This is a genomic window from Vibrio sp. OPT24 (assembly GCF_015163545.1).
Taxonomy (GTDB): Bacteria; Pseudomonadota; Gammaproteobacteria; order Enterobacterales; family Vibrionaceae; genus Vibrio; species Vibrio cyclitrophicus.
Genome location: NZ_JADDYI010000022.1, coordinates 1 through 22,253 on the forward strand (window position 1 = coordinate 1; position 22,253 = coordinate 22,253).

The following is a 22,253-nucleotide window of genomic DNA, read 5'->3' on the forward strand; positions in this document are numbered from 1 at the left end:
TAGACTGCACTCAAGTCTTGGATATCGAAGCCCGCATGAATATGAAGTCATGACGGGTTAAAGAAGATAGGGTGTCCATTTTATCGGGTGAAGATCATATTGACGTTGTTTCCGTTGGGCAGTCAAGAAAAAGAGAGTGTTTGGAACCAACCGGAGAAATTCAATCGACTACTTGGGCAAATGGATCAGGGTTTTCAGAAACTCTACCGGGGCAGTCAAAGTCGTGATGTATCGTTAGCGGGATCAGGGCTGGAAGCAGCGCAAGCCACTTGCAAAGGCTGTCATCGTTCACACATATCAATAATACAACCTGTCGTCGGTTTCATTATTTATTTTAAAGCGTAAAATATATTCAGCTTGCAACCGTTTTGGCAACCAATTTGTTCGCCACGTTTTTTTACTTCCACATTATAGGTTTCCTATGTTCAAGAAACTCTCGCTTAAGAATAAGTTAGCGATCTCAGCTAGCATGGCCATCATCCTGGGGGGGATTTTGGTCGAAGCTCTATCTTTTCGTGCTTCATTACAACGACTTGATGTTGAAGTTGCACAACGTTTAGAAGGCACGTCGGCATCTTACAATCAATATGTTTCGGATTGGATCTTATCTAAAGAGCGCGCGCTGACTTCTCTTTCGAAAGAATCAAAACAAGAAAGTTTGGTAACTCACCTTAAACAAGTTCGTGATTCCGCATCTTTTGATAATGTGTTCTTGGCCTTTCCGGATGGCTCACAAAAGAACGCGAACGGAGTGGTACTGCCACCGGGTAATGATGACCCTCGTCAATGGGGTTGGTACACAAACGCGGTAGCGAACCCAAGTAAAGTCTTCATGGACAATCCAACGGTGGCCGCTGCGACGGGCGCTAATGTTGTTTCACTAGGAACCGCAATGCAATTGCATGGTCAACAAGTGGTGTTAGGTGCAGATGTTGAGATTACCGACATTCTTAACAGCCTTGAAAAAGTGATTCTTCCTGGTGAAGGGTATATGTTTATCGCGACCAACAAGGGCACGGTCTACACTCACCCAGACACTAAGTTACTGAACAAAGATATTAGCTCGCTAGGATTGGACTTTTCGGATGTACAAAAAGCGCTAGCGAGTAGAAAAGATATAAGTATTGAGTTGAATGGCACTGATTACGTGCTTTATGCAAGCGCGATTGAGGGAACCAACCTGATTACGGTTAGCGTGGTGAACCATAATTCGTTGGTAGCGCCACTGTTTGATGCAGTGATGGGGCAAGTTTTGGTGACGTTACTGGTTGTTATTGTATGTACTGTGTTGTTTAACCTGTTGTGTACGATTCTATTCCGTCCACTTAACCATGTTTCGAAAGCCTTGGCACAAATTGCCAATGGTAGTGGTGATTTAACTCAGCGTATTCATGTTGAAAACCAAGACGAAGTCGGCGAGTTAGCCAATAACTTCAATACGTTTGTTGGTAGTTTACAGCAGTTGATTGGTCATATTCGTGGTCAATCAGAACAACTCAACAGCCAATCAGAGCAAAGTACTCAGCGTGCGAACCGTTCGGTGAACGAGCTCAATCACCAACAGCAAGAAATCACGATGGTCGCGACAGCTGTGACAGAAATGGCTAGTGCAACGCAAGAGATTGCCTCACACGCAGAACAAACCGCAAAAGCAGCGCAAGACTCAGCGACGAGCACCAACAGTGGTCACGCTCTGGTAGTCGACACCAAAGGTTCGATCAATAACTTAGCTAATGAGGTGAACGAAGCGGGTAATGTAATCAGTGAACTGAACAAACATGCTCAAGAGATCTCGACGGTATTGGCAACGATCCAAGGCATTGCCGAACAAACCAACTTACTTGCTTTGAATGCTGCGATTGAAGCGGCTCGCGCTGGTGAACAAGGGCGTGGTTTTGCGGTCGTAGCTGATGAAGTGCGGGTGCTTTCGCAGCGTACTCATTCTTCGACTGAAGAGATTAAATCGACGATTGATATTCTGCAAAAAACTACAGGCCAAGCCGTTGAACTAATGGAGAGTAGTTCTAAGCTCGCATTGCATTCAGTAGAAGATGCCGATAGAGCTTCGCATGCCCTGGAAGAGATCAACACGGCTGTAGCTTTGATAAGCGATATGGCGACGCAAATTGCAACCGCAGCGGAAGAACAAACACACGTGACGGGTGAGATTACTCAAAACATAACGACCATCAAGGATGTGACTGACCACTTGGTTGTGGGTGCACAAGACAGTTTGGCTGAGTCTAACGAACTTAAGAACCAAGCTGCTGGCCTAAGTGACAAAGTAGCAACGTTTAAGCTTGCTTAATCGCTTTGTTCGCTGATGCCTGATCGGTGAACGAGTGGTTAGCAACGCGCCAAAGCGACGTATATTACGTCGCTTTTTTTGTATCTTAATTGTTTGCTCAAGCTTTATTCTGCTTCTGAAAACTCTCTAAGTGCGCTCATTGCCGCATCCGCTTTGTCTTTTTGAACGAAGATATGGTCGTGATAGTAACCCGCAATAACGTTGGCACTAATACCATATGAACCAAGCTTGGTAGCAAAAGCAGCCGTTAAGCCAACTGCTTCAAGGCTAGAGTGTACGGATAAAGTAATAAGGCTAAACACGCCTTCAAAATTGAGTTGAGCTTGAGTCGCAGCGTCTTCAGTTAATACCAACGTTAAGCCTTCTTTTTCGCGAAAAGTTGAGATCGGGTTTAACTCAACATAGTCAGCTAACACTCCGTCAACAGTACAAAAAACATAGCTACCTTCAATTAGCTCTGGTGACATCGATTTCAGCAGAATATCTAAATCGGTAATGGCGGTCATAATCTCTTTCCTTATGGGTATAGATGAACTTTGATGTGCTTTGAATCATGTCACCACGATAGGATTTAGCTGGTTATAAGTAAAATTAATAATTCTAATTAGTCATCAGTTATATTAATAACGTAGGCAGCCTACCAGTTTTTAGATTGTTCCATTTCACTGGATAAGTGATCGATAAAAGCTCTTAACAATGGTGTTACTTGTTTACGTGTTCCATAAATAGCATGCACACCAAGTATTTTTGGTTTCCACTCTGGCAATAGCTGTACTAATTGGCCTTGACGCACTAAGGCCTCGACAGAAGGGAAGGGTAACATGCTGATTCCATTACCCTTTAGTGTGGCCGACAATAATACTTCAGATGTGTTGGCACTGATATTCCCTTTGATTGGTACTGATTCAGAACCGTTAGGACCATGGAACGTCCAAGCTGTTCGACCAAAGTAACTGAACGATAGACAATTGTGATGAGCTAAATCTTGTGCGTTTGCTGGTGTTCCCTTTTTTTGCAAATACTGCGGCGAGGCACATATCACGGAGCGACATTCACCTAGCTGTTTAGCGACAATATTGGGTGTCAGTTCGTTAGTGATTCGAATGGCCAAATCGATACGTGACTCAACGAGATTAACGGTTTGGTCGGTAGAAATAACATCGATAGAAACCTCTGGCCATTTGGTAATAAATCGGTTGATTGCATCCATCAAGAAACTATCGACAATGGAGTAGCTCGCGGTGATTCGAAGTTGCCCTTTCAAGTCTTCTCGATTTTGGTTTCTGATTCCCGCTAATGATGCCTCAAGGGTCAGTAGCTCTCTGGCGACTTCTAGTGTCTCTTTTCCGGCGCTGGTTAAACTCAGTCTACGAGTCGTTCGATGAAGCAAGCGTGTGTCCATCCAGCTTTCCAGTTCTCCCAAATAGCGCGTAACCTTGGTCCGAGAAAGATCAAGGTGCTCTGCCGCTGCACTCAAACTGCCACGTTCGACTATGGTGACAAAGACATTCATTGCTTCAAGTTTATCCATTGTTGTTCCGCCTAAAGAATCTAATTGGTCTGATTACTTGTTTATAAACCAGTATCTCTGAAATCAATGTCTCTGAAAACTACGATATGTTCGAAAAGTGCAACAGTGAAAGTCAATATGATGCCTATTTAATCTAAATTCAATCAAATAAGATGTTCACATACTCAATGAGCTGACCGATATTCAGTTTTAAATTACGGAATAAAACTATGACAAAGTTATCTAAGATCCTTTTATCAAAAACCGCGCTGTTAAGAACGATGAGTCTAGGAACCATACTGGCGGCATCAAGTGCAGTGTCTGCGGGGGATTTAACGATCACTCACTATAATCCCGGTGAAAATGCGATATTTCCAGCAAGTTCAGTCTTAGTCTCAGGTGAAAAGGAAGTGATTCTGTTCGATGCTCAGTTTAGTGTCGCAGATGGAGAAAAGTTGGTTGAACAAATTAAAGCTACTGGTAAAGAGCTATCAATGATTTACATCAGCAGTGGCGATCCGGATTTTTACTTTGGTTTGGAACCGTTAGTTTCGGCATTTCCTCACGTAGATGTTGTCGCTAGCGAAGCGGTAGTTGCACACATTAAGCGCACTAAAGACGCGAAGTTGGCATATTGGGGCCCAATCTTGGATGACAGTGCGCCATCTAAAGTGATTGTTCCGACGGTATTGAACGACACAACACTCAGCCTAGAAGGCGAAACTATCGAAGTAAAAGAAATCAACACACACCAAGCTTACTTGTGGGTGCCATCAGAACAAACGGTGTTTGGTGGCGTGTCGGTATACAGTGGAGTGCATGTATGGATGGCTGATACTGCATCGAAAGAGATTCGTAGCCAGTGGTCACAATCTTTAGAACGCATGAAGGCACTTGAGCCTGAAGTTGTTATTCCAGGCCACTACTTAGGTGAAATGCCAACGGGCACTAACGGTGTTCAATTTACGGTGGATTATGTGGCAGACATTGAAAAGGCACTGGTAAGCACAAGTAATCCAACGTCTATTGATATCAGTGATCACATGAAGAAAGCATACCCACAATTTAAGGCAACAGAAGGCGACCTAGAACTGGGTGCCAAGGTGCTAAGTGGTGAGATGGAGTGGCACTAAGTTCTTTATCTCGGTTGTATCTCAGAAAAGCTTGAAGATTGTGTGCTAGATTTAAGTTGATACAAAACTGGAGATATCGATGATCTGGCTTTCAGTGAAGGTACTACAGATTGGACTTGTCTACGGATACAGGAAGTATCAAAAAACAAAAAGTGCTCCTATTTAGGAGCGCTTTTTTTTGCACTGCGTTGGTTCAATAAAGGTATGCCGATAGTCAATCTCTTATTGAGGTGAGGCATGTGTATAACTCAGCGATAGCAATTGGCTAGCCATTTGATAGTCGCGTACCGTCAAAACGCATCAGTAACTTCTCTCATATGAGCTTGTTGTACCGTGAAGACAACTTCTATTATGGCGCTAATGGTCAATTCCAGATGCGTCGTAACAGCACTGCTCCTCTTGACTATAAAGCTTGTTTGAATAGTGATGAACCGTTGGGGATAAAAGGAGCTAGGGAGGGTCCAGCAAGGCTTGCCTATAACCTATATTTTGACGAAATGTTGGATTACGCCAAACCTATTACTGCTCTATAAAGTCGATATTCGAAGGACACTAAAATGTGTCAAAGATCGTACCTTGCCTTGTTGCAGTTGCTACTATTTGTTGTGGGCCCAGCAATAGTAGATTGGCAGGATACGGATTCACTCATAAAGTTGGTTGATATATTAGATAGGGAATATGGTATTGTATCGGCTAGAGGGTCTTATTGCTTTTATGAGAACTTACACTGACCACAAATCTACCCTTAAAAAGCAAAACACTGATATATATTTGATTGAAACCACACTGAGTGGAAGAGATATATAATATAATCCGCGCACAAATATAAAAACAAAATTGAATCATAAAATAATCAAACGTTAGGGCTTAGGAAGAAAAGTATTTTATATGAATGCGATTCGTAAAGTTTACCAGTACGCAGAACCAAACCTCACCTTGGTGGGTTGGATGGGCCTTATCGGCTTTCCGGCTTATTATGTTGTTTGGGAGTTTTTGTTCCCTCAGCCATATGAAAACCTGACCGTACGTTTGTTATGCTCGGTACTGTTCTTTGGGATCATTTATCGTAATCGAGTCCCGTTTGAATGGCGAAAATATCTTCCGGCTTATTATCAAGTTGCCATTACACTCTGCTTGCCGTGTTTCTTTTTCTTCATGTTGTTAATGAACAATTGGTCCAATGTTTGGGTAATGTCGTTCATGTCTGCCATCTTCCTGCATATCTTGCTGGTTCATGTAACAAAAGTGATGTTCGCACAGACTTTTGCTGGAATAGCCATCGCCACATTGGGCGCATGGGTCGCTCAAGGTTTCTATCTCGAACTCTCAATGGATTGGACGCATGTGCCTATCTTTTTGTTCATCTATTTGTTCGGTAACTTATTCTACTTCCGAAACCAGGTAGAGCACGAAGCCAAGGTGTCGTTGGCTAAGTCTTTTGGTGCGGGTATTGCGCATGAAATGCGAAACCCTTTAAGTGGTTTATTGACGTCTATAGATGTAATGCAATCGATATTACCGAATCCAAAAGCTGGTCATCACAAAGGACAATATGAGCTGAGCGATCAAGAAGTAAGGCAGCTTCGCGAGGTGGGTGACGAGGCAATGGAGATCATTCATTCTGGCAACGAAACCATTGATCTGTTACTGACTTCCATCGATGAAAACCGTGTCTCTCGTTCTACCTTCAAGAAGCATTCAGCTAAAACGGTCGTCGAGGATGCGATAGAGAGTTTCAACTACAAGCGTGCATTAGACAGACAAGCAATATCTTTGGATGTGAAGGGTGAGTTTAGTTTCTTAGGCAGCGACACGTTACTGAAGTATGTGATGTATAACTTGTTCAAGAACGCGTTCCATCATCGTAGTCCTGAAGATTTTCATATTCATGTCACTATGCAAAGCGATGAGATGGTCAACCAAATCGTGGTGACAGATAACGGTTCAGGTATTCCAAGTGATGAGATTCGCCGTATCTTTCAAGATTTTTATACAACGGGTAAATCGGGTAACTATGGATTGGGCTTACCCTTCTGCCAAAAGGTAATGAGCTCGTTTGGTGGCGAAATTAAGTGTCAGTCTGAAGTCGATGAATGGACCCAGTTTACGATGATTTTCCCGGCGTTGACTTCAAATACAGTGAAAGATATTAAGAGTGAACTGGCTAAGTTAAAAAATGTGTTGTTTGTGAGTGAGCAAAATATATTGGTCACGAAAGCTAAGGAATTAGCTGGCACGATGGGGTTTGAGCTGACGATTCTAGACATAGCATCAACGCTCAATAAAAAAGAGTATCAATTTGAGTTCGATTTGATTTTTGTCGATATGGAGAGTTTAGATTTAAGAGCCAGTTGTCTTGATAAAATTGAGTCGTTGCTTTCATTCACAGAGTCTCGAATCGTCTACTTGTTTGAGAGTCACCCAATTAAACGGGTTCGTAATGTCTCTTTTGAACCTATATGGGTCGAAACGCAAGTTTGGCTTTTGAATACGCAGCCGACAATGGACCGATTGTTGTTTGATTCGAACTATGTGATACCAGCTGCGTCTGCGGCGCCGTTAGATACCGCGAACAAACGCACCATTATGGTGGTCGATGACAATGAATCTTTACGCCGCTTTACTGCGATGCTTTTGGAAAAACAGGGCTTTGATGTGATCCAGAAAGAGGATGGCCAGCAGGCACTAGATGCGTTGGATACCGACGATATCGATTTGATCCTGATGGATATTGAAATGCCAATTATGGATGGTGTTGAAGCTTCTCGCCGTATTAGAAATGCTAACAAAGCGTACTCATCGGTGCCTATTATTGCACATACTGGAGACAGTTCTCCCGTCACCTTAGAGAAGATGGATTCTTCCGGTATGTCTGATTTCATTGTTAAGCCAGCAGACAAGAACCGACTGTTTGACAAAATCGCGCTGTGGATTTAGCTTTTAATCGTTCAAAACAGATAAGACGACAAGAAAGAGCTCAGCGATATGCTGGGCTCTTTTTGTATTGGACATGATAGCTTCCATTCCGTCCTGCCGTTTTATTGATTAGCGTGGCTGTTTATACGAACTCTAAGTCAGGGTGATTAAAAGCCTCTTGGCATGCTGTGAGAACATGGTCGATGTCCCGCGGCGTCATGTCTGCGTTAATCGAAAAGCGGATGATGTTTTTGTTTCTTCCTGTTGCTGGCCGACAAAATACCGCACCAAACACGTCACGCTCTTCTAAGAAGTCACGTACACGCTCAGTGTTGCTTTCACTGCCACATTCTAATGCCACAATCTGAGATTCACTGCGAATGTTAAAACCGATTCGCTTTAGCCCTGTAGTCAGTGCTTTAGCGCGTTTGAACAAGGTGTCTCGCTTATCATCAGAGGCTTTAATAACCTCTAAAGTCTTTTCTAAGCGGATAACTTCTTGTGGTAGTACGGTCGAGCTAAAAATAGCAGGGTAAGCGACAAAGGGTAATGTCTCCGATAATCGCTTAGGGCCGAGTATAGCGCCAGCGCGATAGGCAAAGGTTTTGGCCAAGCTGACGGTAATGAAATCCACTTTGTTAGTCAGCCCTAATGCCTGAACCAAACCAGCACCATTTGAACCATGAGTGCCTAGTGAATGGGATTCATCGACGACCAAGGCACAGTCAAACTCTTGCGCCATTTCGTAGATGTCGCGGAGTGGGGCTACCGTACCTATGGTGCTGTAAACCGAGTCGACTACAATCACACCCGAACCATAACGTTGAATCTGTTTACGAAGGTGATTCATGTTGTTGTGCATAAATGGGTGGCCAGTTGCACCAGCGGCACGAATACCCTCCCATAGGGACATGTGTGCAAAAAAATCGATATACACAGGCATATTAGGAGGGCAGATCGTTTGCAATAAGCCAATGTTAGCCGCCCAACCTGATTGAGAGAGCAAGCAGCTTTCCATTCCCATAAAGTTAGCCAGATCGGTTTCAAATGCAGGTTTCGACTGTTCATCTTGTAAGAAGATGGCAGACATCACCACATTGTCATCGTGTTGTGAAATTGCGTCCCGATGTGCTTTCTGGATTTGTTCATTGTGCGACAAAGATAGGTAATCGTTGCTTTGCATTACCACTGCGTCATGGCTGGGGTGACTCCCCAATACCAAATGTTTTTGGCTTTCGTTTTGTGTAATGAGATCTTGAATATAGAAGTTCAAGCGTTCTTCAATAAAGGAAGGTAGTGGTTTGTTTTTAGATTTATCACTCATAATAAGTTCTCTTCGAATACAAAAAAACGCCAGCGCTGACGGGAGGTATATTGAAGAAAATAAATGAGCTGTCATTAGTCAAGTTGCATAATTTGGCGCACCCTTGCAAACTCGACATTTAAGGGTTTTAAGGCGTGTGTTTCTCCTTACTGTTCGGAATTCTAACTTGGTTTTTTATGCAGAATAATCACTATTTTTCCGTTAAAAGTCATACGGACTTGGCATTTGAACATTGGTGGATAAGTTGAATCAAATCATCCAATTGCTGCTTTGTTTGCCCTTCAATGGAGTAACCCATATTGATCCGTAGGCAGTTGCTATACAGATCTAGAGTGCTGAATAGTTGCCCAAGTCGGATATCTATCTGTTGCTGAACGATACCTTCTGAAAAAGTGTGTTGATCAAGGCTTGGGATTTGTAACCACAACACCATTCCACCTTGAGGATTACTTATTTTCACGCCTTTAGGAAGGTGTTGGGTTAAATAGCTCAGGTATTGCTGCCTTAATAAAAGGAGCTGAGTACGTCTTCTTCTAACATGTTTCGCGTATTGGCCTGATTCAATAAAGTCAGCAACAGCAAGTTGCGTGGGCAGAGCAACACCATAACTCGCTGCAGAGAACTGAGCCTTGTATTCCTCGATGTATCTGCCGGGTAGACACCACCCTAACCGATAGCTTGGCGAAAGGCTCTTAGACACTGAACCACACCATAATACATAACCACCTTTGTCATAATATTTTGCAGGTAGCGGGGTATGCGAGGAATAGGAAAGCTCTAGATAGACATCATCTTCAATGATCGGGGTTTGATATTGGTTAGCTAACTCAGCGAGTTTTTGTTTTTGGTTTGCTGACATATTGATCCCTTGAGGATTCATATGTGACGTACAGAATATCGCAGCATCAACCTGTTTGTTTTTAAGATGGGTTTCCAGTTGTTGTAGGTCGACGCCGTCATCTAAAGACGGGATCTCTATGATCTTGCGCGACATTCTTCCCAATAATTCTAGTATCCCATTGAAGCAAGGCGAGCTTATCGCAATCGTGTCGCCTTGTTTGGTACACGATTCCAGAGCCGCTTTAATGGCCGACATACAACCAGCGGTTACCACCATATCCTCGGACGCAAAGTGTAGGTCGAGTTTGGCGAAGTGGGTAGAAAGCGCCTGTCGTAACATCGGCTCACCCTGTGTATCAGGATAATGATTGAGCCTACCACCCATCCGTTTGATTGAGCGACGAAAGCTGCGCTCCAACTCAATGGTTGTTTGCTCATCGTTGGTGGTACTGGATACACCCAAAGGGCCATTAGTGGTGTTATGTGTCGAAGAGGTTTGCTTAACGATGGACACCTTGCTTTCAAACTGTGCCCATTCAGGGGTTGAATGAGAAGGTTTATGTGGTGAAACAAAATACCCAGCTTGAGGTCGTGAGTGGATCCAACCTTGAGATTCAAGCTCTTGGTAACAGCTCACCACCGTCGACATACTGATCGCTTGTTGTTTCGCCAACTGACGAAGCGAAGGCATACGCCCACCTTCGGGTCTTTTCCCTGCTTCAATCTCATCAATAAACTGATTAGCAAGCTTTCTGTAGATACTCATCGGCACGACCTATCACTAACTGTACTGGTTTTTATTGTAAAAATTGTATCTGTACTGGTTTTATTGTTCAAGGGATACTCTTCCAACATAAAAGAGGGGTGAGTATGAAAAGAAATGATTTGTTGTTAGCTGTGTTTGTCATGGCAATTTGGGGGTTCAATTTCTCAATGATCAAAATGGGTGTTACGAATGTCCACCCCCTGTTAGCAACGGCGGCCCGCTTCGCTTTGGCAGTGATTCCGGTGATCTTTTTCGTGGCGAGACCTAATGTCGCTTGGCGCTATCTAGTGAGTTACGGCTTTGTGTTCGGTGTTGGCATCTGGGGCATGGCTTCGTGGTCTATTACAGCGGGCTTGTCTTCGGGGCTGTCATCAGTGTTGCTTTCAACTAATGTATTAATTGGTATGGCGGTGGGTGTATGGGTTTTCAAAGAGAGTGCGTCAGTACGTAAGCTAATGGGAGCTGTGTTAGCGATGTGCGCACTAGCGGTATTGGTATCTGCTGCTACGGGTAATGTGACCCTGAATGGTGTTATCTTGATTATGATTGCGGCGTGCAGTTGGACTTTAATGGGTGTAATTGTAAAGGCATCGAAAACGACTCAAGCTTTTGCGTTTAACGTGTGGGGCATGTTGTTTGCGCCCATTCCATTGGTGTTGTTTGCTGTGATGTTGCATGGTGAGCAGATTATTTGGCAGGGAATAGAGTTGTGGGATTGGAGCACCACCGTCGCGGTTGTTTTCCAAGCGTACCCAACCACCTTGTTTGGTTATTGGGTCTGGAACAAGATGTTGATTCAGTATCCACTTAGTACGACAGCGCCGTTAACCTTACTTGTGCCAATCTTTGCGCTAATCAGTGGCTACTTTATGTATGACGAAGTGTTATCTGTGGCTCAAGTTGTTGCGTCTGCGCTGTTTCTTGTGGGGATTGGCTTGATAGTAAGACCAGAAAAAACCAATAGCTCTACCGTGACAGATAAACTCGCGAAACAGTCGTAAACGATAAAGCCTTGATGTAACACGTATTAAGCTCGGTGCAGCGTTGTAAATCAAATAGAACGCTGCAAACCAAGTTACAACGTTGAGTTTAAAATTTAAGGCCTCGTAAATACGAGGCCTTATTCATCTCCATTTATCAATTCTGCTTTGGGGTGTCAGCCGAGAACCATCTGTTTTGGAATGTTTGTTCTGGAATAACTACAGAAAATATTTCGGAGTTGTCTGGAGAATTGTATCAGTAATTGTTATGTTATATCGTATCATTTTAACGTGTGGTTTTATCACTCAATATTTGGACATCAATTACATGGATAGCATTAACCAACTCTTACTGGTTGCCGGAACTCACGGTAACGAACTTTCAGGTATCTACCTGAATAAGCTGATTAAAGATCGTTTGTATTCGGCGGATCGTTCGACGTTTTCTACTACTTCTGTCATCGCTAATCCAAAGGCAGTAGAGCAGAATGTGCGATATATTGAAACGGATCTAAATCGTCTATTTTCAAGTGTAAATGAAGACCTTTCTTCAGATTCCGCTGAGCATGCGGTCGCGCAATGGTTTGTTGATCAACATGTGGGAAGTGAGCAACAGTTAATTGTTGATCTACACAATACAACCAGCAATATGGGCGCGACATTGATTTTGCTATCGAATGATTCTTTCTATCAAAAAATGGGTTCATACGTGAAGCAGCGTATGCCTGATGCCAACATTTTGTTTGAAGATAGGAAACCGTGGGATGAACAGCCATACCTTTGCACAGCAGGGAAGTATGGCGTGATGATCGAAGTCGGGGCTCAAGCACATGGTTCGCTCAGGTTCGAAACGCTTACACTGATGAAGCAGATGTTGACTGCTGTATTGGATTACGTAGAGAAGCAAAACCTTAAACAGATTAAAGAATTGAAAGATTACAGTGCGTTTTTCTATGTTGAAGAGGTGAATGTACCACTTGATAAAGATGGTATGAGAATCGCTACGGTGCACCCCAAAATATGTGGCCGAGACTTCGAGGTAGTCAAGCAAGGTGAACCGTTGTTAGCGACATTCTTTGGCTATGATGTTTCTTGGGAGCGTGAGCAAGACATATACCCACACTTCATTAACGAGAGCGCTTATGCTAAAGCGAACGTTGCAATGGCATTGGCAGAGAAACGGTTAGTTTCGGTCAGTTAGTGCGTTGATAAGTTAATCGATTAAATCGTTAATCTAATAACCAGTTAACTGTTAGCAAAACTCATGAGTGCCGCGATTCGCTACACTCATGAGTACTTTGGATTATCAGTGTTTTGCTGCGCGCTTAATCAGTTAACCAAGCACGTGAGTAATTGGCTTTCTAAGTCATTGTCTATGTTATGTCCGATCACTTCAATTCTGGTTTCAAGACAATCATCCAGCTCCGACTCCGTCAAACCATCTTCTGTTAAGTTGTAACCGAAGATACCACTTTGTGTAATGAACACCGCTTTCATTCGTTCCGCTTTCAAGCCCACTAAAAAATTTCGTAAGCGCTGGTGGTCGAACTGTTTTTCGGGTGAAAATCGCCAACCCACACTTTCAAATCCTTCACCTTGGTTAGTTGCTCTTATCATGCCACTTTTTGGCATCGGCAACTCAGAGGCGAGCGGCTTATCGTTTTGGTGATGGTGATGATGATGGTGTTCATCTGCTTGATGACGATAAAAGCTGGTGTTTCCATCAAATTCAGCTTGAGGAATATTGCCGTGGTGAGCGAAAACTAGTTTTGTCTCGGGGTGACAAAATTGAGCGACGTACTCCGCCAGTTTTTCAGCGTCACCATTTTGGTAGAGATCGACTTTGTTCCCTACGATGGTATCAGCAATGGCGATTTGTTGATTGAAGGTATCGTGATCAGAGTAGCGGGTATCTGAAAGTTTACGTGCATCGACCAAAGTAATGTTCTTCTGTAGCGATAACACTTGTCGGTAATGCTCTGAAGATAAGACCTGCAACACTTCTTTAGGGTGACCAAGCCCCGTTGGCTCAATCAATAAGCGATCCGGTTTCGCTTCTGACAATAACTGATTAAGTGCTATCTGCATAGGCAAGCCAGCCGCGCAACACATACAACCACCGGGCACTTCTCGAATGAAAATTTGTTGTTGTTTGCTTTGGTTGCCTTGAAACAAGCTACCATCGACGCCAATTTCCCCAAACTCATTCACCAAGACCGCCCAGCGCTCATTTGTTGGTTTGTGTTTCATTAAGTTGAGGATTGCCGAGGTTTTACCTACGCCAAGGAACCCGGTAATGATGTTGGTTGGAACCCCTAATACAGGTGAATGATCAGAGCTCATTAGCCATTCTCCTATAACCTTGAACCAAAGTATGGTTGGCAGAAACCACTGATTCTGAAAATGCTGAATATTCAGGTGGCACCTTTGAGATGTTATTCAAATCAAACCCTGAGCCAATATTGGTCATCGGTGGTACATGGAAGTTTTCAGGCAAATCATGCCCGTCTACCACGCAGTTATGGCGAATCACACAGCCTTTGCCTATAAAGGCATTAAACACTACCGAGTTAAAGCCAATAAATACGTCATCACTGACTTCACAAGGACCGTGAATGATAGAACGATGAGCGATCGATGATCGTTCTCCAATCGTTACCGCCGCACCAGCTTTAGAGTGAATAACCACACCATCTTGAATGTTGGTATCGCGCTTAATTACTATGGGCTCCATGTCATCTTGTTCATTAACTTCATCAGCTCGGATCACGGCGTAAGGGCCAATGAACACATTATCTTCGATGATCACCTTGCCACAGATGATGGCGGTTGGGTCAATGAAGGCCGTCTCCGACACCTCTGGCATATGACCGCTAGGGTTTCTTCTTAACATATTGAATTCTTTTGTTGAGTGCTTAATTTATTGATTGTTTGCGTACTAATTGCTTGCGTACTAACTGTTTTAGATGCTAATTGCTTTATATATGAATTATTTCCGTATAACGACTTTGAATAGATAGATAAGTCCGGTTGAACTAGCGTTCGAATGACAGTCTCATTGCTGGCATTTCGTTATCGCTTTGCCCTTGAGGAACATGTGTATTTTTGTTCTTACACGCATCTGGATTGGTATAAACCATGCTCCCATTCACCCAGGTATGTTTTATTTGAGCGGAGAATTCGTGTCCTGCGAATGGTGACCATCCGCATTGATACAAACTGTTTTCGTTGCTGACCATAGTTGGAGCTTGAGGATCAACCAAGACTAGGTCGGCATAATAGCCTTCGCGAATAAAGCCGCGTTTTTGTATCGCATAACGAATAGACGGGTTATGTGCGGTTTTCTCGACAACTTGAGTGACGGTCATTGTTCCCAATCGCACATGCTCAAACAGGCTCAGCAGGGCGTGTTGTACCAAAGGTAAGCCAGCAGGTGCGTGCTCATAAGGAGCTTGTTTTTCACCCCATGTATGTGGAGCGTGATCAGTGGCGATGATGTCGATTTGGCCGGTGCTTAATGCCGCTAACAGCGCGTCGCGATCACTTGGGTATTTAATGGCGGGATTACATTTGATTTGGTTTCCTAGGACGGCATAGTCATTGTTCGTAAACCAAAGGTGGTGCACACAGGCCTCTGCGGTAATACGTTTACCTTGAATTGCACCTTCACTAAACAGAGCCAGTTCTTTGGCTGTGGTGATGTGTAATACATGCAGTTGGCTATTGTGTTTCTTTGCCAGTTCTATGGCATAAGACGAGGAGGCGTAACACGCTTTGTCGTCTCGAAGAATAGGGTGGTCTTGGATGGTGAAATCGGCTTTTTTTTGTCGTAATTGTTCTTGGTTTTGAGCGATGATTGGCCCGCTCTCACAATGGGTGACGATGAGCACCGGAGAATCTCGGAATATATCATCCAGAGCTTGAGGATCTTCAACGAGCAGGTCGCCTGTTGAAGCGCCCATAAACACCTTCACGCCACAATGTCGTGCAGGGTCAAGTTGCTTGATTTGTTCTAGGTTGTCTTCAGTCGCACCAAGATAAAACGAGTAATTCGCAAGTGAGTTTTGTGATGCGATTTCAAACTTTCTTTCTAAGGCTTCGATGGTTGTGGTGGCCGGATTTACGTTCGGCATCTCCATATAGCTCGTAATACCGCCAGCAACCGCAGCGCGTGATTCTGTGGCGATGGAGCCTTTATGAGTAAGCCCTGGCTCGCGAAAGTGAACTTGGTCATCAATCATGCCTGGTATCAGGTAACAACCTTGAGCATCAATGACTTCATCGTTTGGTTTTGGGGGAATGTTCTTGGCGATCCGTTCAATTCGTTTGCCGACGATTAATAAGTCCGTCTTGGTGGTGATGCCTTCATTAACCACTCGGGCATTTTTGATGAGCATTGCAGACATAACGTTTCAATTTCTCCTTATAGTTCGGTCTATGCAGTAGATACGTATGAGAGATAAGGGTTACCTTTTATTGGTATTGGTATTGGTATTGGTATTGGTATTGGTATTGGGTTCCTCTGTATCTGCACATTCGTCGCACACGCAATTGATCTCTAATTGAGGCGTGACCACGGTAAAACCTTCCTGTTTTGCGTGGGATTGAAGATCTTGAATAATCGTAGGGTTGATTGTCTGCTCACTGATCTTGTCGCACTTAGAGCAAATCAAAAATTGAGGGATACCATGTTCATGTTCACAAAGAATATGGTCACAAAGTATGTACTTATTCGATACTTGCAGTTTGTGCGCTAAATGTTGCTGTTCAAGAAAATCCAATACTCTATAAACCGACATTGCTTGAACATGCTGGTCAAAGTGTACTTTACAATAATCGACGAGCTCATACGCAGACAGCGCTTTGTCTGCATGAACCAGCGCCCGCAATATCAATAGTCTCTTTGCCGTAAATTGTTGGCCATTGGTTTTACAGCTTTGTTTTACGTGCTCAATGATCGCTTCAATGTCTCTCATTCAATCTACATAATTAGTGATGGTATTGATATGTTATAACATATCAAGTTGAGGTGTGAAACGTACTTTTTACTTTGTTGTTACCTAGAATCAAGATTTAGAGGTGTTTGAGAGAAGTTCTGAATGGGGTAGGTAATATGTGCGGTAGCATGGCTCAATGCCTGGCATGAGCTGAAAGCATAGCTTAAAAAGTCGCAGTTCTGCGATGCATACCAATAGCGACTATTGACCCAATCGAATTAAATTCTGAAATGATACAAATCTCATATTTAATATCGGTTGTTAAGTAACCTCTGTTGAGTTCGATATCAAATCAAGTGGCTGATTTTATTGGGTATAGGAGAAAAGTCTCAGAAATTAACATTTAGAAAACTAAAGTTTTAAATTCTTATTATTGTCTTATTGTTAGTTTATAACTCTATTTCATGGCGGGTAAGTAGATGTTTTTTAGCTATATATGTGAGTTTTTAAGAGAGTTATCTTTCTGATTTGAAAGAATAATTCAATAGTTGAGATAAAAAAGTTGGCGAAAATCAGAAGCTTGGCATACACTTTCCTTGTAAATGACCTTATCTCATTGATTGAATAGGGTAAATGCTTTGGCGCTACTGGCGATAGTAGCAATGTTTAACATAGCTTTGAGGAAAGTTTTATGGCACTCACGAAGGCCGATTTGGCTGAGAACCTGTTTGAAACACTCGGATACAGCAAGCGGGATGCCAAGGAAACGGTTGAAGTGTTTTTCGAAGAAGTTCGTAAAGCACTCGAAAATGGCGAACAGGTAAAACTGTCTGGTTTTGGTAACTTTGATCTTCGCGAGAAAAACGAACGACCAGGTCGTAACCCAAAAACTGGTGAAGACATTCCAATTTCTGCTCGACGTGTTGTTACTTTTAGACCGGGACAAAAACTAAAGGCCCGAGTCGAGAATATTAAAATCGAGAAGTAGCCAAGCAATAGACCACGCACAGCGTGGTCTTTTTGTATGTGACGTCTAATTTTAAACTGCGTTAAAACTATTCCCTTTATTCTTATCTCTATCTCTATCTCTATCTCTATCTCTATCTCGTCTAGCTTTCTAGACTTTCTAGAGCTATAAGCCGATAGATTCACTTTGAGCTTTTCGGCTAGCTACGCTGCCTAACTGATCTCCAAAATGTAATATAGCCAAAAAGAAAGGGCTGCAAATTAATGCAGCCCTTTAAGTTGATATTCGGTGGCGTTCTAAACGGTTTACGCGGCTTTAATATGAGTCGTAATATACGGCTGCCATGCTTGCTGGTAAAGCTCTAGAGATTGGCGTCTAAGGCTATTAATTTGCGCCGCCTCGATATCGTTGATTGGACGTTTTTCTGCAATGGCATGACGTTCAATACCTTGAATGATTTCATACAGTTCGTGTTCAGGACCGCTTTTCACATCTGCAATTGCTTTAAGGTGAAGTTGAACTTCAGCAATGATGTTGGTCTTTGGCAGACGAACCAATAGGTTAAGGTCACGGTAGCCAGAATCAGCAGGAGATTTGAATTTGTTTTTCAATTTGACAACATCTGCTTCACGGCTCAGCGCTTCGTAGACTTCAACCAAGCTCTCTACATCGTTTGCGATGATAGTGGCACGAGCTAAGTCGGTAATTCTTGTGACGTCGCCATCCAGTTCCAATTCGATTTTCTCTTCCGCACGAGCTTGAGATTTAACGCCAGAAAATAGCGCCTCAGAATTCGTTAGTAGGGCAGTACTTTTACAAATAGTTTCTAGCTCGGCTTGGCCTTGGTGTGCTTTGCTGTACAGAATGTCGAAGTCGGTGTAGGGCTGAGTCGGACGCGAGTCGAATGCTTTGATACCGTATAGGCCGCTTAGGCTGTGACGGAATACGTTTGACGATACTTGATTTTGCGCAGGTGTGCGCGTTTGATCGGTTGAACTTGTTGAAACAGGTGCTGCTGCGAATGCAGGCGCTCGGCTCAATACTAAAAGCATTAGGGCCGTCGTACGGAGAAATACACTCATTCAAACTCCAAAATACAAGGTTACAAAAACGGGTAGTCAAAGGGGGTAACCAGTAACGCATAAGAGTAAAAATAGCTTAACTAAACTCACTATATATTAAATGGGGCTAGCTAAGGCAGAAACCAACTCTAACGTTTAATATTGCTTTAAAATGTGAACATATAGACAAATAATTCAAGCATTTGTTCCTCGGTTTTAAGAATTTTGAACTCAGCCAGTGTTTAACTTTTAGTGAGACCAACGATGAACTTTAAACCAAGGTAAGGTTGCTCTTACCTCTCTATACTGTACCCTTGCATTATGACTGTTTAACATGAACGAAAGATGAATAATCCTGAATTTTGGCACAATAAATGGGCAGCCAACCAAATAGGCTTCCACCTTGAAGATGTAAACCCACTTCTGATTGAATTTTGGGAAAAGACGGAACCTAGCTACGAGAAGAGTGTGTTCGTGCCTCTATGTGGTAAGAGTGAAGATCTGATTTGGTTAGCGACGAAGCATGAAGATGTTCAAGGTGTCGAATTAAGCCAGATTGCGGTTCGCGCATTTTTTGCAGAGCATCTTTACACGCCGACTGTGACTCAAATTAGTGGTCAGCATGAGCTTTATCAATTCGATGAACTTAATATTTATACGGGTGATTATTTCTCAGCACCGATTCAGCCTGTAGATATTATCTATGATCGTGCCTCTTTGGTAGCTTTACCTGCTGACATGCGTGTGCAGTATGTAGAGTGCTTGAAGCAACGGTTAAAGCCGGGCGGCAAGATCTTACTTGTGACATTAGATTACGCTCAGAACGAGATGGCAGGACCTCCGTTTAGCGTACCTAAGTTAGAGATCGAACAGTTGTTCTCAGGTTATAAGATCACACTGTTGAATCAAGATATCGCAGACGATGAACATCCTAAGATTGCCAAGAAAGGCTTATCTCGATTTAGTGAAGAAGTGTATTTGATTGAGTCTGAATCTTAAACTCAACTAGCTCTCAAGTGAAAAAACTATTTCAATATAAAAAATGATACCAACAAAAAGACGGGCTTAGTAGCCCGTCTTTTTTATTGTTCAGATTTGAAGTTGTGATTGTTGAGAATTAAATAGCTGTCTAGTAAATCACTTTTACTTTTGAAGCACTCTCAATAGCATCTTCAATCGCTGTTTCAGTGCTCTTACGACGAGTCAACGCCACACCTAGACGACGGCGACCATCGATGTCAGGCTTACCAAACAAACGAACTTGCGTTTGTGGTGCGTCTAGCGCCTCTGTAAGACCTTCGAAACGAATGTTGTTTGAAGTGCCTTGGCCTAAGATAACGGCAGATGCACACGGACCATATTGAGTAATTGACTTAATCGGCATGCCAGTAAATGCGCGAACGTGTAGCGCGAATTCAGAGGAATCTTGAGACATTAAAGTCACTAAGCCAGTATCGTGTGGGCGAGGGGATACTTCGTTGAAGATAACATGGTCGCCTTTAACGAACAGTTCCACACCAAAGATACCGTGACCGCCCAGTGCGTTAACGACTTGCTCTGCAGTGTATTGCGCCGCTTTTAGTGCGTTGTCTGACATTAATTGCGGTTGCCATGATTCACGGTAATCACCGTCTTCTTGGCGGTGACCGATAGGCGCGCAGAAATGAACACCATCAACAGCACGAACAGTCAGCAGCGTGATTTCGTAATCAAAATCGATAAAGCCTTCAACGATCACACGACCAGCGCCAGTGCGACCACCTTCTTGTGCGTAATCCCAAGACTTTTGAATATCGTCTTGTGTTTTAATAACGCTTTGGCCTTTGCCTGATGAACTCATAACAGGCTTAACCACACAAGGCATACCTACGAATTCTACCGCTGCTGAGAAATCTTCAAATGTGTCCGCGAAGCGATATGGAGATGTGCTCAGTTTTAACTCTTCAGCCGCTAGACGACGGATACCTTCTCGGTTCATCGTCAACTTAGTCGCGTTCGCTGTGGGAACGACATTTAGGCCTTGCGCTTCCATCTCTACCAGCTTGCTGGTGGCAATAGCTTCGATTTCTGGAACCACATAATCTGGTTTTTCTAGTTCAATGACAGCTTGCAGTGCATCGCTGTCCAACATGTCTAATACATGGCTACGATGTGCAACTTGCATAGCCGGTGCATCAGCGTAACGGTCACATGCAATAACTTCCAAACCTAAACGTTGGCACTCGATAGCAACTTCTTTACCCAGTTCACCTGAACCTAATAGAAGTACACGAGTAGCATTTTCACGAGTAGCGGTACCAAACATAGAAATTCCTTCCGATCTTTTGAACGATTGATTTAAACGGGGTGATCATACTTATTTAAAGGATAAAAGCAAACGTTTGCGCGGGTTGTCGCATGAATTTGAAGTATAAAAAAAGCAGCTCTATAAAATAGGGCTGCTTATTTAAAATATTGTTAACCAGATGTACTTAGATTGCTAAGTAAGTAACTGGAATGTCAGGGTTAATCGCCTCTAACGTAGACTGAGTATCGGCTAGGTGACTGATGCTACCATCGGCAATTTCAACTAAGGCAGCGTTTTCGATCTGCTCGAAATCGAAGCCAGCCAGTTTAAGTTGAACAAGCGCGACTTGTAATGGCGGTAGGCTAGGGTTGAATGCCGCGTTTTCTGCGTATGCACCTGTAAAGATTTCACCTGTTGTCAGTTGTAGCGAGACGCCACTTAGGTTCTTTGTGTAGGGAGCATGGCTACGGTTTAATGCTGTTAGTGCGCTTACCACAACAGGGCTCGTTTCTTCTGATGTGTACTGGTGATCCAGCTTAGTCATTAGGCCAGTTGTGATGCCCAAATCAGCAGGGCCGAAAGAGTCAGGTAGGTATTCTTGCAGTGACATTTCATCACGCTGTGGTAATTGAACTTTAAGTTCTTTTGCCGTTGTCAGTTCGTTCATGAATTGGCGACAGTGACCACAAGGGCTGAAGTTGATCGTGATATCAGAAAGGCCTTCTTCACCCTTCATCCAAGCGTGGCTGATGGCTGATTGTTCAGCATGAACTGTTTGACCAAGTTGTGCACCTGCAATTTCCAAGTTTGCACCGAAGTACAGGCGACCAGATAGGCCACGCACGATGGCACCAACATAGAAGTCAGAAAGTGGCGCATAAGAGTATGCTGCTGCGATTGGCAGTAAAGCTAGGCGAGCTTCTTTATCAGAAAGGCCGCTTGCATCCAGTAAGCTTTGAAACTGCTCTTTAGAGATAGTGGCGTCAAAGTTGTCTGCTAATACGATGTCACTCAAAAGCGCTTTTATTGATGTTGGAGCACTTTCCAGCGCCAGGGTAATACGACTGTTCATGTTGAATCCTTAATTGACCTTAGGCTTTAATTTTATGCAATACTCAGGATTTTTCTGTGATAGTGATCACCATTGTGCTGTTGTTGTTACATTGGCTTGCATAATTAGAGTGAGGTCACAGATGAAATCGATTGCAAGGACAAAAACTACCC

At 43.3% G+C, this 22,253-nt stretch carries 20 protein-coding genes; 9 read left to right on the top strand and 11 right to left on the bottom strand.

Going from position 1 to position 22,253, the window contains the following annotated elements:
• The first annotated feature begins 87 nt into the window (after positions 1-87).
• Both IQO02_RS07660 and IQO02_RS07665 read left to right on the top strand, forming a co-directional pair.
• On the top strand, positions 88-345 hold the full coding sequence (locus tag IQO02_RS07660; RefSeq protein ID WP_322626531.1) for a cytochrome c: 258 nt from the start codon (positions 88-90) through the stop codon (positions 343-345).
• A gap of 76 nt (positions 346-421) precedes the next feature.
• Positions 422-2,308 carry a methyl-accepting chemotaxis protein gene (locus tag IQO02_RS07665; protein WP_010441264.1) on the top strand — a complete coding sequence of 629 codons (1,887 nt, stop codon included), beginning with the start codon at positions 422-424 and terminating at the stop codon, positions 2,306-2,308.
• Positions 2,309-2,412: 104 nt separating this feature from the next.
• On the opposite strand, the gene IQO02_RS07670 is transcribed toward IQO02_RS07665, so the two are convergent.
• A complete protein-coding gene (locus tag IQO02_RS07670) occupies positions 2,413-2,814 on the bottom strand; it encodes an ACT domain-containing protein (RefSeq protein WP_010441262.1) in 402 nt (133 codons plus the stop codon).
• A gap of 131 nt (positions 2,815-2,945) precedes the next feature.
• Entirely contained in the window at positions 2,946-3,839 is an 894-nt protein-coding gene (locus IQO02_RS07675) for a LysR family transcriptional regulator (protein WP_016793557.1), read from the bottom strand.
• 209 nt (positions 3,840-4,048) lie between these two features.
• Here IQO02_RS07675 and IQO02_RS07680 point away from each other — a divergent pair, with 209 nt between their 5' ends.
• From IQO02_RS07680 to IQO02_RS07685, 3 genes are all read left to right on the top strand, one after another.
• Complete coding sequence (locus tag IQO02_RS07680; protein WP_016768008.1) at positions 4,049-4,951, top strand: Vmh family MBL fold metallo-hydrolase; 903 nt, start codon at positions 4,049-4,051, stop codon at positions 4,949-4,951.
• A 317-nt stretch (positions 4,952-5,268) separates the two neighbouring features.
• A complete protein-coding gene (locus IQO02_RS22100) occupies positions 5,269-5,484 on the top strand; it encodes a hypothetical protein (RefSeq protein ID WP_016798712.1) in 216 nt (71 codons plus the stop codon).
• Positions 5,485-5,839: 355 nt separating this feature from the next.
• The gene (locus IQO02_RS07685; protein WP_016793555.1) at positions 5,840-7,888 is read left to right on the top strand and encodes a hybrid sensor histidine kinase/response regulator; all 2,049 of its coding nucleotides are present in this window, start codon (positions 5,840-5,842) and stop codon (positions 7,886-7,888) included.
• A gap of 121 nt (positions 7,889-8,009) precedes the next feature.
• Here the strand turns inward: IQO02_RS07685 and cqsA are convergent, their stop codons facing one another.
• Both cqsA and IQO02_RS07695 read right to left on the bottom strand, forming a co-directional pair.
• Entirely contained in the window at positions 8,010-9,191 is a 1,182-nt protein-coding gene (gene cqsA / locus IQO02_RS07690; protein WP_016788746.1) for an alpha-hydroxyketone-type quorum-sensing autoinducer synthase, read from the bottom strand.
• Between the two features lie 208 nt (positions 9,192-9,399).
• Complete coding sequence (locus IQO02_RS07695; protein ID WP_016793554.1) at positions 9,400-10,797, bottom strand: PLP-dependent aminotransferase family protein; 1,398 nt, start codon at positions 10,795-10,797, stop codon at positions 9,400-9,402.
• Between the two features lie 104 nt (positions 10,798-10,901).
• Between IQO02_RS07695 and IQO02_RS07700 the strand changes: the two genes are divergently transcribed.
• Both IQO02_RS07700 and IQO02_RS07705 read left to right on the top strand, forming a co-directional pair.
• Entirely contained in the window at positions 10,902-11,798 is an 897-nt protein-coding gene (locus tag IQO02_RS07700; protein WP_010441252.1) for an EamA family transporter, read from the top strand.
• A 247-nt stretch (positions 11,799-12,045) separates the two neighbouring features.
• Positions 12,046-12,978, top strand: coding sequence for an aspartoacylase (locus IQO02_RS07705; RefSeq protein WP_016768014.1), 933 nt, complete (start codon positions 12,046-12,048; stop codon positions 12,976-12,978).
• Between the two features lie 128 nt (positions 12,979-13,106).
• Here IQO02_RS07705 and IQO02_RS07710 read toward each other — a convergent pair whose 3' ends face one another.
• The 4 genes from IQO02_RS07710 to IQO02_RS07725 all read right to left on the bottom strand — a co-directional run bounded on the left by IQO02_RS07710 (position 13,107) and on the right by IQO02_RS07725 (position 16,753).
• On the bottom strand, positions 13,107-14,120 hold the full coding sequence (locus IQO02_RS07710) for a CobW family GTP-binding protein (RefSeq protein ID WP_016784524.1): 1,014 nt from the start codon (positions 14,118-14,120) through the stop codon (positions 13,107-13,109).
• Positions 14,110-14,670 carry a carbonate dehydratase gene (locus IQO02_RS07715; protein ID WP_010441247.1) on the bottom strand — a complete coding sequence of 187 codons (561 nt, stop codon included), beginning with the start codon at positions 14,668-14,670 and terminating at the stop codon, positions 14,110-14,112. The genes IQO02_RS07710 and IQO02_RS07715 overlap by 11 nt, the downstream gene beginning before the upstream one ends.
• A 142-nt stretch (positions 14,671-14,812) precedes the next feature.
• Positions 14,813-16,183: a dihydroorotase gene (locus tag IQO02_RS07720; protein WP_016793552.1), complete on the bottom strand. Its 1,371-nt coding sequence runs from the start codon at positions 16,181-16,183 to the stop codon at positions 14,813-14,815.
• 60 nt (positions 16,184-16,243) lie between these two features.
• On the bottom strand, positions 16,244-16,753 hold the full coding sequence (locus IQO02_RS07725; RefSeq protein WP_016789519.1) for a Fur family transcriptional regulator: 510 nt from the start codon (positions 16,751-16,753) through the stop codon (positions 16,244-16,246).
• A gap of 652 nt (positions 16,754-17,405) precedes the next feature.
• On the opposite strand from IQO02_RS07725, the gene ihfA reads away from it, so the two are divergent.
• Positions 17,406-17,702, top strand: a complete 297-nt coding sequence (gene ihfA / locus IQO02_RS07730; protein ID WP_004734853.1) for an integration host factor subunit alpha — start codon at positions 17,406-17,408, stop codon at positions 17,700-17,702.
• A 284-nt stretch (positions 17,703-17,986) separates the two neighbouring features.
• On the opposite strand, the gene IQO02_RS07735 is transcribed toward ihfA, so the two are convergent.
• Complete coding sequence (locus tag IQO02_RS07735) at positions 17,987-18,763, bottom strand: RelA/SpoT domain-containing protein (RefSeq protein WP_010441238.1); 777 nt, start codon at positions 18,761-18,763, stop codon at positions 17,987-17,989.
• A 324-nt stretch (positions 18,764-19,087) separates the two neighbouring features.
• Between IQO02_RS07735 and IQO02_RS07740 the strand changes: the two genes are divergently transcribed.
• Positions 19,088-19,741 (top strand): thiopurine S-methyltransferase, encoded by a 654-nt coding sequence (locus IQO02_RS07740; RefSeq protein ID WP_010441236.1) that lies wholly within the window; start codon positions 19,088-19,090, stop codon positions 19,739-19,741.
• Between the two features lie 130 nt (positions 19,742-19,871).
• Here the strand turns inward: IQO02_RS07740 and purT are convergent, their stop codons facing one another.
• Both purT and cdd read right to left on the bottom strand, forming a co-directional pair.
• Entirely contained in the window at positions 19,872-21,047 is a 1,176-nt protein-coding gene (gene purT / locus IQO02_RS07745; protein WP_010441234.1) for a formate-dependent phosphoribosylglycinamide formyltransferase, read from the bottom strand.
• 166 nt (positions 21,048-21,213) lie between these two features.
• On the bottom strand, positions 21,214-22,101 hold the full coding sequence (gene cdd, locus IQO02_RS07750; RefSeq protein ID WP_010441232.1) for a cytidine deaminase: 888 nt from the start codon (positions 22,099-22,101) through the stop codon (positions 21,214-21,216).
• Positions 22,102-22,253: the final 152 nt, after the last annotated feature.